General features: G+C 39.8%; 8 protein-coding genes. 1 reads left to right on the plus strand and 7 read right to left on the minus strand.

Annotated elements, in window-relative coordinates:
* Nucleotides 1-746 precede the first annotated feature (746 nt).
* The 7 genes from AACZ87_RS16885 to AACZ87_RS16915 are packed head-to-tail and all read right to left on the minus strand — an operon-like array spanning nucleotide 747 to nucleotide 9,440.
* On the minus strand, nucleotides 747-3,005 hold the full coding sequence (locus AACZ87_RS16885; RefSeq protein WP_192085390.1) for a lipid-A-disaccharide synthase N-terminal domain-containing protein: 2,259 nt from the start codon (nucleotides 3,003-3,005) through the stop codon (nucleotides 747-749).
* The gene (locus AACZ87_RS16890; RefSeq protein ID WP_192085389.1) at nucleotides 2,998-3,750 is read right to left on the minus strand and encodes a glycosyltransferase; all 753 of its coding nucleotides are present in this window, start codon (nucleotides 3,748-3,750) and stop codon (nucleotides 2,998-3,000) included. Before AACZ87_RS16890 ends, AACZ87_RS16885 begins: the two co-directional genes overlap by 8 nt.
* Before the next feature lie 40 nt (nucleotides 3,751-3,790).
* Nucleotides 3,791-4,561 (minus strand): hypothetical protein, encoded by a 771-nt coding sequence (locus tag AACZ87_RS16895; protein WP_192085388.1) that lies wholly within the window; start codon nucleotides 4,559-4,561, stop codon nucleotides 3,791-3,793.
* Nucleotides 4,561-6,969 (minus strand): TonB-dependent receptor, encoded by a 2,409-nt coding sequence (locus AACZ87_RS16900; RefSeq protein ID WP_339868923.1) that lies wholly within the window; start codon nucleotides 6,967-6,969, stop codon nucleotides 4,561-4,563. Before AACZ87_RS16900 ends, AACZ87_RS16895 begins: the two co-directional genes overlap by 1 nt.
* A complete protein-coding gene (locus tag AACZ87_RS16905) occupies nucleotides 6,959-7,420 on the minus strand; it encodes a PepSY-like domain-containing protein (protein WP_339868924.1) in 462 nt (153 codons plus the stop codon). Before AACZ87_RS16905 ends, AACZ87_RS16900 begins: the two co-directional genes overlap by 11 nt.
* 59 nt (nucleotides 7,421-7,479) lie before the next feature.
* A complete protein-coding gene (locus AACZ87_RS16910) occupies nucleotides 7,480-8,769 on the minus strand; it encodes a HAMP domain-containing sensor histidine kinase (protein ID WP_192085385.1) in 1,290 nt (429 codons plus the stop codon).
* Nucleotides 8,766-9,440 (minus strand): response regulator transcription factor, encoded by a 675-nt coding sequence (locus AACZ87_RS16915; RefSeq protein WP_192085384.1) that lies wholly within the window; start codon nucleotides 9,438-9,440, stop codon nucleotides 8,766-8,768. Before AACZ87_RS16915 ends, AACZ87_RS16910 begins: the two co-directional genes overlap by 4 nt.
* Nucleotides 9,441-9,819: 379 nt before the next feature.
* On the opposite strand from AACZ87_RS16915, the gene AACZ87_RS16920 reads away from it, so the two are divergent.
* Nucleotides 9,820-12,201, plus strand: coding sequence for a TonB-dependent receptor (locus AACZ87_RS16920; RefSeq protein ID WP_192085383.1), 2,382 nt, complete (start codon nucleotides 9,820-9,822; stop codon nucleotides 12,199-12,201).
* The last annotated feature ends 16 nt before the right edge of the window (nucleotides 12,202-12,217 follow it).

The following is a 12,217-nucleotide window of genomic DNA, read 5'->3' on the forward strand; positions in this document are numbered from 1 at the left end:
TTCAGTAGTTTTGAAAATAAAATTTTACCTACTACACGATTTACGCAACGAGTTTTTTAATCTTTTGTCTTTGCCGGTTTTTGCCACAGAATATTTTTTCTGAATTGTGCCTACACAACTGCTATTTGAATGAACTTGATTTCGAGGTTAAAATTTAAGAAAATAAAATGAAATTGACTAAGATATTATGTTTTGGTAAAGCAGATATATGAGAATTGATCTTATCTTCTTCGAATTTGTTGATGCTTGAAATTTTAGCATTTTATTAATTGTTAATTCCTCAATATTTTCGATTCTATTCATTTTTTAATTGCTTTTCATTTAATAAAGTGATGGTTATTTGAAAACATCAACTCTCATGATTCTTGAATGATCACCACTACGATTTCTCTAAAGAATTTTCCTATTCTTACTTATTTCAAAGGGATTTCTTCATGCCTAATAAGTATTAATCGCAGGGTCAGATGCTCCATCGCTATACTTTACATAAGGATTTACGAAACTGTCACCGTGCTTAAAGAGATGATGATCATTTCTGGAGTTAATTACACTGATCTTTAGGGTGGAGGTGACAAGAAAAATATATTCCTATCGATAAGTTAAACTGCTATTTTATAGCAAATCTTCTCTTAATCGAAAAGTTGCTTTAATAGTGATGAGGGTCAATTAGAGTTTGAATTTGTCGATATTTTTAATTCTTCATATTCATAAAGTAAACTTGAGAATCAACAAAAAAATGAAGAAATTTAATAATGTAACAGCCTCATTACTTTCCACCCATCTACCACTGTAAGTTGCTCCCATTTTCCTTTTCCATTTAAATTAGGTAGTTCACTTTTTTCTTTTGCAATCCAAATAGAATGGTTGGAAGCTGATTGGATAATCCAATTCGGTTCTGCTTGCAGATTGATTAAATTGGTCTTCCAAGCGTCATTATTTTGAAACTGGGTTTCCCTGTTCAGACTTTCGTCCCCGTCATAAATGGAAATTACTTTCAAATCCGAATTGAAAAGAAGGGAAGGGAGACGTTTGTTGTATACTATCACCTCCTTAAGATCAGGTTCATTTTGTTGGAGCCAAGTGGTTACATTTCTGGTGTCATTTGTTATTCCCGGATTTTGACTCATGAAATAGGTTGACATACCTGTTAGCCCCATGGTGAAGATAAATGCTGAAATCACCGTTCTTTCAATCCTTCGGATATCCACTTTCTGCATAGCCACTAGCAATGAGGCAGTAATAAACCAGAGGAAGTAAAATTTAAAATTCAGGGAGATCCTAGGCTCAATCCATGTTATTGAAATTAATCCAATCATTAGTAGGATATGGAATCCCATTTGCCATCTCTCCCAGATTTTTTGTTGGGTATCAGTTAGTCTCTGCCAATAGTAAATTGCTCCAATGGCCAGCCCTGAATACAAGGGCAAAATGTAAAGCACCAGTTTGGACTGGCTGGATGAGAAAAAGAGCAAAGGCAAAAACACCCACATGAATAACATTGCCCCCAGATTTTTTAGGTCAGGGCGATTTTTGGGGAAATTTCGCAATAAAATTATGATCCAAGGAAAAGCCGTTGCCAACACTACAGCTCCATAAAAATAGAAGGGTTGCCCCCGATGAAAAGTATCCGTCGCAAATCGATCTATGGTATGTTTGAAAAGGAAGTAATTCAGAAACCGAGAATCTTCTAAATACAGGAACACAAACCAGCTCAGCCCGATAAAAAGCATGACTAGTACACCGGAAAGATGTATCTTCAGGGAACCCATTTTTTGTCTCATAACCCATCTCTGATATAACCAAATCAATAGCGGCACTATCAACACCACCGGTCCCTTGGTCAGAAATCCAATCCCCAAAAACACATAACACACAAGTAATTTCCATTGCTTACCATCCTCTAAAAATGCAAACCAGAAATACAGGGCTGCCAATATGAATAAAGTCAAATAGGTATCTGTGGTCAATGCCCTGCTGCCGATAATCACTGCAGGAAATGAGCCATAAAGCATGGCAGACAAAAAGGCAGCATTGGATCTCTTCAATAAAATGAATGCAATCTTATACACCAGCCAGATCTGAACCAGCACTGAAATCTGAAGTAAGAATCTAGCCGAAAAGGGAGAAATTCCCAGCACCTTAAAGCTCACTGCGGTGAGCCAATATGTTACCGGAGGCTTATGATAATGGTAAATTCCCATAAGCTGCGGGTGTAACCAATCTCCGGTTTGCACCATTTCTTTGGCAATCTCAGCATAGCGCGCTTCGCTCGATTCAGTAACAGACCAGGCACCCAAATTGAAAAACAGAACCGTGCCGACAAGTGCGAGCAGTAAAGTCAACCTTATACTCTTAAGTCGATCCAGGAAACTGAGTTTTAATTCATTGCTTGCTCCATAGTGGATCATCAGATTTCTTCCATACACCAGGATCCCAAATGCCTGTCCAATGAATAGGACAGAATCTTTCCGCAAAATCGCATAGGAGGCAATCAGAACGGCACCTACCAAACTGATATACCAAAAACTCAGCGGAAAGCGGGATTCTTTGCTGCGTTCGGAATCAAACCATTGCACCACAAACCTGCTTGTAAAGATCACCTGACCCAGCGTTCCCCAGGTTAGGAGCATTCCGCTGATCTCAGGATTATGCACCAAACTGTGAAAGTTATAGTGCGCATGAAAAATCAGGTATGCAAGAAATAGAAGCGGTAGAAAAATAAAACCGATTCGAATCCATTTTGGAAAGAGCTGCCATGCATTCTGGATTTTTAAATTTCGGATATAAATAAAATATCCCAACAACTGCCCGCCTACAATCACCAAATCCTGCCGAAACGTCCCATAAACGAGCAAAAGAAAAGAAGCAACCAAACTAAGCTGCCAGAAAATCACAGGAGACAATACCTTTCCTGCTTTTTCTGATTTGACCAATTGTATCAGAAACCGGGCTGAGAAAAGTCCTTGGGCAAGAAAACCAATGCCTAGGAGGAAGGAGCTATTCATTGACTACTTCTTTATGAGTTTTGATTGAATTCTCTGAAATCGTATAGGCTGTTTGCCGCTTCATCATCCAGCGTAGGGCAAAGGTGTCCTGAAGTGGAGACAACAGCCGGTTCCACACATTGAACTTGGATTTGCCCGTGATTCTTGGAAAGTGCTTAACAGGGATTTCGATCACTTTTTTACCTTGGATCAATGCCAGGGCGGGAAAAAACCGGTGCATCCCTTGGAAAAAAGGCATATCCATCACAACCGATCTTCGCATGATTTTCAGCGGACAGCCGGAGTCATGGACGCCGTCATGAAGCATGGAATCCCGAAACCAGTTGGCAAAAGTGGAAGAAACCTTCTTTACTCTGCTGTCCTTTCGTCCTTCCCTTCGGCCGGTTACCAAATCATAACTTGGAACCATGGCTTCAAGTCTGAGAAAGTCCAGAGGATCTGTCTGCAAGTCAGCATCTATGTAGCCAACCCAGGTAGTGGTGCATTTTTCAACTCCTGCACGGATAGCAGCACTCAATCCCGCATTTTTTTCAAAAGATAGATATCCTACATGTTGGTGGAGTTCAGCTAATTTTTTGATTTCAAGCAGGCTGTTATCTGTAGAACCATCGTTAACCAGGAGAAGAGTTACTTTAAATTTGGATTGGGATATATAGTCTTCAAAAGCGGGCAATAGTCTAGCTATGCCTTCCTCTTCGTTGAAGATGGGAATTACGATGGTGATTGCTTTAGGATTAATTTTCATTTCAACATTAAACAGTGGCAATTTTTCTTTTGAAATTCATTCATTTTAAATTTTTAGATTGTCCTATAGACTTTTGTTTCCTACTTGAAATAATAATCATCACAGAAATCAACAGTAGAGATACAAGAGAGGCATTATTGGTTCCCAAGTCCAAGCCACCTTTCGAAACAGGTTTGGTTAAAAAATCCCCAAATGTGGCCCCAAAGGGTCTGGTGAACACGAAAGCAATCCAAAACAAAAAGATCTGATTTAAATTGGTGAATTGGTGGAGTAGGTAAACAATCAAAATAATACTTGCTGTAATCAGAGCCCCTTGCAAATAGCTAAATCCTAGATTGTCGGATAAGAAGTCTCCAAAAGCAGTTCCCAAACTGTTGGAGAATAGGATCGCTGTCCAATAGAACATTTCTTTTTTCCTATCAATAATGGGGTATACAGCCAGTGTCCTAAATTTTATATACCAAATCACCAGGGTTAGCAATAAGGCTCCAAATAAGATCAGACTTCCCCATGTGTAACCCAACTGGAGACTTCGATCCATAAAATCTGAAATCTCCGTTCCCAGAGTAGTAGTGGAAATGATGACCAGCCAATAAAATATAGGTTGGTAGGACTTGGCTATTAATTGCACTGTTAACACAGTAAGAAAGAATCCCGCAGTAATCAATATCCCTGTGAGATAACCGAGGTTTAGGGTCATTGACAAATAATCTCCTAAAGTTTCTCCCAGTGTGGTTGCTACAATTTTCATCAACCAGAAAAGCAGGGTGATTTCAGCGACCTTATTTGCAGAATAGATTTCAGTTTTCATTAGAATTTATAATTATATCCAACTCTCATTACCTGTGTTTCATAGTAATCCGCACTCGTGTAGCTGAAGTCGTTTCCGTCAATAGTCCTCTTGATCACCATGGTATTCAGCAAATCTGTGGCATTGAAAAACAACTCCCCGTTTCCCTGTTGAATCACACGATTTAGCCCCACATCCAAGGAAAATCTAGACTGTATCCTTCCTTGCGGAATAATGTCTGGAGCTAAATAAATTGCAGTCAGTTGACCGGAGAACTTATCCGAGAATTTGAACTTGGAATTCCATTTTACATTTCCGGAAAAAATCTCCTGTTTGTCTACAGTGAAGGTATGTGGTGTGGGATATTTATTTTCCACTGTAAATTCATCGATCTGATTGTGATAACCAGTTAGGTTTAGATCAAAAGAATACCAATCCGTGACATCCTGATCCCATATCAGCTCAAGACCTGAGGTATAACTTTTGTCACCATTCTGGAAAATAGCGTAGATCAAAGTACTGCCTGGTACGGTAGTCGAGATGCGGGTGATCGTCCCGTTGACCATGCGATGGTACAATGCGGAATAAAGGTAACCTGAGCTCCAGCCTGTTTTCCATCCTAACTCATAAGAATTGGTGAATTGGGGTTTTAAAGCAGGATTTCCCACTTTGATAATTTCGGCATCATCGTATTTGGGAAAAATCCGGATATCTACCTCATTGGGTCTATCCACTCGCCTGTTGAAAGATGCCGTCAGCTTATTCAATTCGTTGATTTTATAAGAGACTCTCGCATTTGGGAAAGGCTGGAAGTAGTTGTATCCATCACTTTTGTAGGTAGGATGGTTTGGATTTACCTCATAATTCAGGTTGACGTATTCCAGTCTCAGCCCAATTTCTCCTTCCCATTTTTTGCTTTCGTAGACATAGTTCCCATAGACTGCCGGAATGGTTTCCTTATAGGTAGCTGCTCCTCCCGCTAAGGAATCGATGGGAGAGTTTAATCCAGGGAAAAACTGCATGTTGGTGGGAATCCATCGTCTTCGAAGCTTTAATCCCGTTTCAAGCCTTCCATTTTTCAGGGGTTTTACATAGTCAAGCGTAGCGTCTACCACATTCTCATCGGAAAGCAGTTTGAATGCATCCTCCCCTGTGAAGGTGGGCAGGGTGTTGGTGAAAAAGTACTGTTCATCCTCCCGGTGAAAGGTATAGTTCAAGCCAGCTGAAAGACTATGTCCAGGGTCAGTAAAATTATGCTTGTATACTGCCGTCGCCATCACGGTGGTCTTCAGCTCATCTTCCAAAAATTGCCAAAGTCTCAGTTGCTCCGAAAAATCCCCGTTGAAAAAGGGCTGATCCCCGCGATCTATGATTTTTTCACTGCCAAACATTCCCGACACGGTAAGAGTATTCGTCGAATTAAGTGTCCAATCGATTCCTGCTCGAGTGGTAAGAAAGTTGGTGTTACGGTTCCGCTTCAGCTGCTGATTGATGACGGTGCCATCCTCGTAGGTCCTGGTCACAAACTCGTTTTTATTTAAGGTTTGCGTGTAGAGATTATCCGCTTGTAGAAAAAAGTTCACGTCCTTTTTTCTATAATTCAGAGATAATGATGGATTAACCTTTGGGGTATTTTGATATTGGGGACGAATGCCGGGAAGATTGGCTTTCTTTTCCCAGAGTGTACCAAGGCCAAGAGCTAACCCTACTTTTCCATTAAACCCTTCCTGATTTTCCTTTTTGAGAATGATATTGACGATTCCGGCATTTCCGTTTGCATCAAACTTAGCAGAAGGGTTGTTGATGATTTCAATTTTTTCCACCGAAGAAGCGGGTAAATTGTCCAAGCCACTTTGATTCCCAAATCCGGTTAAAGCGGTTTGCTTTCCATCAATTAGGACGGTTACCCGGTTATTTCCTCGGATTTGAATTTGATTGTCCACTATGGCCACACCAGGTAAATTGGACATTGTTTGCAATATCGAGCCACCTCTTTGGCTGATATTATCATTCAGATCGAATGTTTTCTTGTCCATTTTCAAACCCACCGCATCCTGAACGCCTACGACTTCCACAGCACCTAATTCCTGATAGGATTCACTCATTGCAATTTCTCCGATATTCAAAAATGGGGAGCTCGAGCCGACAAATACTGGGGTTATACTTTTCTGAAACCCTATGAAACTAGCTTCCAACACATAGTCTCCCGGTGCTACCTCCGAGAGGGTAAACAGTCCAGATTCATCTGTGATTGCTCCGGTGACGAACGCGGAACCTGATGCGGATTTGAGAAGTATATTGACAAATGACAAAGCTTCCAGGGAAGCCTTGTCGGTAATTTTTCCTGAAAGCTTCACCTTAGTTTCCTGGGCGAAAATTGCCTGGGAAACCAATAAGAGAATTATCAGTGAGAGGTTTTTAAGTTTCATCGTCTTCTTCGATCGCTTTCTTTTCCAATAATTTCCCGTTGGTGTCAAATACCAATTCCCATTCTTCTTCTCCTTTTTCTACTGCCACTTCATAGACGCTTGCATCCGATTTTTCAGAAATTTCCGCTTCTTCGATTTTGAAGCCTGCGAAATCCTGAGCTAGGATTTGTTTGATGGATTCTGGGATTTCAGTTGTTTTGATCTCATGCTCGGTCTCCTGCCATGTTCCGTCTGTTAAAAAATTGGCGGAGTATTCTTTACCATCGAGTTTGAATTCCGCTTCCCATTCGGTGGCAGATTCCATGTCCCAGCTCACTTTTTTTGCATCGGGAAATTTCTGTGAGAAAGCTGATTTGACAGCTACAGGGACGTCTTTTTCAGAATGCCCTTGGGCACAGGCTCCTGCTGATAGCAATATGCCAATCGATAAAATTGATAGGGACTTGTTCATTTGAAATTTGGGTTAGTAAAATATGATTACCCAAAAGTCACATGAGATTTAGAAGACATTTAGAATTTGCCGAGGCGAACAGAAAAAACATGGAAAAAATCAGAAAATTCGTAGCTGACTTCCCAGCCATTTTGCTTGCAGATCTCTTTCACGATGGCCAAACCCAATCCGCTGCTTGTAGTCTCCGTAGTTGAGATAGAAAAACGCTTGAAGAGAAGCTCCTGATTTAGCGCCTCCTTGCCTGAATTTTTAAATGAAAAGCCATAAGTATCCCATTCTACCATGACTTCACCATTATCGGAAGTATGCCTAATCGCATTGGAAAGCAAGTTGTTGATTAATGTTTCGGCTAAGAATTGGCTACACTGAAACACACAAAGCCCCCATTCATTTTTAAGTAAGGTCAATTTCTTTTCAGAAATATAATCCTGCAGCAGCTCTTCACTTTTTTCAACTTTCACGGCAAAATTTATATCAGTGATATCCGAAAAATGACTGTTGTCTATCCTGGCCAATAAAAGCAAATTCTTATTCACGCGGGTAAGTCTTGCGAGCGGAACCTGAATGGCATTGACCAGTTCTGATTGGGTTTCACCGAACTTTTCATCCTGAAGGAGCATATCCAATTTGGATTTCAATAAGGCAATTGGAGTTTGCAGTTCATGTGAAGCGTTGGCTACAAAAGCCTTTTGCTGGTTGTAAGCATTGATATTTTCGGAAATCAGCTTAGCTATTGTCTGATTCAATGTTTCGAATTCCTCTATATCACTTACCTCGAATGTTATTGCCTTGCCGCTACTCAGATCAAATGATTTCAGCTTAGTCAAGGTGATGTCAAAAGGCTTCCAGACATTTTTGGATATTTTTCGATTAAGCTGGATAAAGCCAAAAACCAGCAGTCCATAAAGCACTACGGTCACTAAGCCAATCGCAAAGATGGTCTCGTAAGCCTCTTCTACATTGGTTTCAATGTTTAATTGATAGGGCTTTTGATTGATAAAAATAACTGTTTGTAAACCTCGAAAGCGGTCCCATTCCGATTCGTATTCATTGAATTTTGTGACTTCATAAATGCTGTCTTTATCTGAAAAATTTCCAGCAATGGGTTTTATAGTTGAATTGGGCTGGAGCGTGTTCCATGTAGTTAGGATGGTTTCCAAATCAACTTCCGAAACATGGGCTTGCTCAAATCGATTTTCAATTCGCTCCATGATGATTTCATGATTGTCGTCGATTTCAGTCACCCATATCCAGTCCACTACCAAAAAGTAAACAGGTATGCTTATAAGCAAAATGACCAAGGCATAAATAGTGAATGCTTTGAAGGGTTTATCAAGCAGTTTTGTCATATTTCCCATTTATAACCTGTTCCATAGATTGTTTTAAGGTATCCCCCGTACCCCTGCTCGTTGAGCTTCTTTTTGAGATTTTTCACATGGGCATAGACGAAATCATGACTGTCAAACATATCGGCCAAGTCACCTGAAAGATGCTCTGCCAAAGCACTTTTTGACAATACCCTGTTTTTATTCCCAATAAAAAATAAAAGTAAATCATACTCTTTCTTCGTCAAAACGATAGTGTTTTTACCAATTTGAACAGTTTTAGAAAGCAAATCAATTTTGATTTCTTTCTGTATTATCAAATTTGAGGGATCGAATTGCTTCCTGCGTATGACCGAGTGAATTCTGGCTGCCAACTCGGAATGGTGAAATGGCTTTGCCAAATAGTCGTCCGCACCGATATTCAACCCTTTGATTTTATCTTCAAGCGTATTTTTAGCAGAAATGATAATTACCCCATCCTGCTTATTCTGGCTTCGCAGATGCTCCAAAATTTCAAATCCGTCTCCACCTGGCAGCATCAGATCAAGTAAAATACAGTCATATTGATACAGACTCACTTTTTCTTTTGCCGAAGCAAAATCGTTGGCAGTCTCACATCGATATTCTTCCTCTGAGAGATAATTGACGATATCCCTTGCCAACTCTTGCTGATCTTCTATTACCAGGATTTTCATGGGTTCAAAATAAGCATTGAATTTGGAAGGAATTTAGAATTGGGATGGTATAAAGGATTGAAAACCCGTGGAAACTGGGAAAGAGAAATGATCATCTTGCAAATATTTGCACTTAATTGATGGATTAAAGTAGTTTGGTGTACTTGTGATGTATTTGCCAAACGAACGATTATATTTCAGAAACCCAATTTTTTTACTCCCCCGAGATCCTAGCTCAAACCTAAGTTGAGGCCTTATTTTTTGTTTTTAATAAAATCACATTAAATCTACTGATCAACAGGTCGTTAGTCTTTTTACTCTCATATAATTAGGGTTAAGGTTTGTTAATTAAATTTCCGACTATAGATTTGCGTCCTATTTGTAATAAGTCTAAATAAAAATGAAATACTGTTTAACAATAGTTGCGATATTATTCTCAATTAGCGCTTTCTCCCAATCTGTCTTAACTGGAAAAATAACCGATCAAAAGGATCAGCCACTTATTGGGGTTAGTGTTTATGTCCAATCTTTGCAAAAAGGAGCAGTCTCGGACCATACTGGTAAATTTGAAATAGCAGGATTGGACAAAGGAACGTACAAGGTTTCATTCAGTATGATCGGTTATTTGACAGAAGTAGTGGAAATTTCAGTTGATGGTGAAGGAAAGTTAGAGTGGTTTCAGGTTCTTATGGAAGATCTAGCCAACCTAAATGAAATAGTCGTGTCTGCGAGCAGGCATTCAGAATTTCTTTCGGAAATCCCCGCTTCCGTTACTGTTGTGAATGAAAAACAGTTGGAAGACCTGAGTCAATCTACAAGTAATATCAGTGAAATTCTGGAATTTACGGTTCCAGGTTTGGGTGTTTCCACAGGTACTTTTTCCAACTGGGGGCAAACATTGAGAGGTCGTTCCCTATTGGTAATGGTCGACGGGATTCCCCAATCTTCACCTTTGAGAAATGGGCAACTCGGAATCAAATCTGTCAGTCCTTTGGATATTAGCAGAGTAGAAGTGATCAAAGGAGCTACTTCAATTTTTGGTAACGGAGGAAACGGAGGGTTTATCAACTACATTACCAAAAGACCGAATGCTTCAAGAAAAATCGAAGGCACCACAAGTCTGTGGGGCACGTCCAATTTAGCTAAAACCAAGGATGCATTGGGATATGGGGTTTACCAATCCCTAAAAGGAAAATTGGATAAATTCAGCTATTTAGTAAGTGGTAGTTTTGAACAAACTGGAAATAAATACGATGCAAATGGTGATGTGATCCTGCCAACTTATGGATTGGATAATACCCAAATCGTAACCGGATTAGCGAAAATTGACTATCAGCTATCAGATAAACAGTCAATTACTTTGGGAGGGAATATTTATAATTCACGTCAGGACACTCCTTTTATACCTGTTCCAGCGAGTTTTGAGGTACAGGAGAATGGTGATTATACCTTAACTCCAGGATACGGAGTCGAGGGATCCATTGAAGGAGAGGAACCAACTGGCTCAAAATTGATCAATGGACAGTTAACGTATAATTATTACTCGATTTTTAGAGGTTCCACCGATTTTGCCACCGATCTATATTATCAGAACACCAAAAATGTGTTCTTTTATTCAGACAAATTCGAGAATGGAGGGCAATCTGTGATCAATGCAGAAAAATTCGGTATCAGACCAAATTTCACCTCTAATATCCCAACCAAAGGCTCCACAAACATTACTTTAATTTATGGTCTGGATTTATTGAATGACAAAACGAACCAAGGTCTTCTCGATGGTAGATTATGGGTTCCCAATATTGATATGTTCAGTTGGGCTCCGTATTTGCAATCTACCGTCAAATTTGACCAAGATTGGGTGCTTAAAGTTGGGATGAGGTATGATGATATGCGATTGAATATTGATGATTATAATACCCTTCCATATTCTGCCCTTAGCGACGGTAATTTTACTCCTTCAGTAGCAGTCGAAGGAGGGGTCATTGGGTTTAATAACCTATCATTTAACGCAGGGCTTAGATTTATTAAGCATCAGGAATTTATTCCATATGTTAGTTATTCTCAGGGTTTCTCTATCTCTGATTTAGGCTCTGTTTTGAGATCTGCTACGGCATCCAATATCAACGATATTCAGCTCGAGCCGGCCGTGACTGAGAATTTTGAATTTGGGTTTACTTCCATGTTCAATAATTTCAAACTGGAGGCAGTGGGATATTATAGTACGTCAAATTTGGGTACCGGGGTGGTATTTGACGAATCCATTAATTCCTTTGTTCCCTCAAAACAGCCACAGAATATCTATGGGGCTGAAGTTGCATTGGACTATAGAGCTTTTGACAGTAAACTACTATTGGGAGTGAGCTATTCTTATGTTGAAGGGGTCAACAAAAGTACTGGCAGTGGAAGCACCTTAACCTACCTTGGCGGTGATGTCATTAATGCTCCCAAATTGACAGCCTATGTTACCTACAACCCAAGTGATAAAATCAGTACCTCACTTCGGATGACCTCTTTGGGAGATAGAGATCGATTTGATCCATATCTGGATGGAGCCGGAAATTATACCTATAGACATACCCAGTTTCCAGTAGAAGGATATACTCTTGTAAATTGGTCTGCTAACTATCAAATGCTAGAAAATCTAGGCCTTTCTTTGGCTATCAATAATTTGTTGAATGAGTTTTATTTGCCAGCCAGATCACAATGGGCAGCTCCTTTAAAGACTTTTTCTGGAACAGGGGAAGGAATCAATGCGAAGTTAAGCCTTCAATACAATTTCTAAACAGAAATTGATAAAC

The organism is uncultured Algoriphagus sp. (assembly GCF_963974365.1).
Taxonomy (GTDB): Bacteria; Bacteroidota; Bacteroidia; order Cytophagales; family Cyclobacteriaceae; genus Algoriphagus.

Excerpts from the sequence above, each read along its gene's own strand:
- AACZ87_RS16895 (WP_192085388.1), bottom strand. The coding sequence starts at position 4,561 with ATGAAAACTGAAATCTATTCTGCAAATAAGGTCGCTGAAATCACCCTG.
- AACZ87_RS16915 (WP_192085384.1), bottom strand. The coding sequence starts at position 9,440 with ATGAAAATCCTGGTAATAGAAGATCAGCAAGAGTTGGCAAGGGATATC.
- AACZ87_RS16905 (WP_339868924.1), bottom strand. The coding sequence starts at position 7,420 with ATGAACAAGTCCCTATCAATTTTATCGATTGGCATATTGCTATCAGCA.
- AACZ87_RS16885 (WP_192085390.1), bottom strand. The coding sequence starts at position 3,005 with ATGAATAGCTCCTTCCTCCTAGGCATTGGTTTTCTTGCCCAAGGACTT.
- AACZ87_RS16920 (WP_192085383.1), top strand. The coding sequence starts at position 9,820 with ATGAAATACTGTTTAACAATAGTTGCGATATTATTCTCAATTAGCGCT.
- AACZ87_RS16890 (WP_192085389.1), bottom strand. The coding sequence starts at position 3,750 with ATGAAAATTAATCCTAAAGCAATCACCATCGTAATTCCCATCTTCAAC.
- AACZ87_RS16910 (WP_192085385.1), bottom strand. The coding sequence starts at position 8,769 with ATGACAAAACTGCTTGATAAACCCTTCAAAGCATTCACTATTTATGCC.
- AACZ87_RS16900 (WP_339868923.1), bottom strand. The coding sequence starts at position 6,969 with ATGAAACTTAAAAACCTCTCACTGATAATTCTCTTATTGGTTTCCCAG.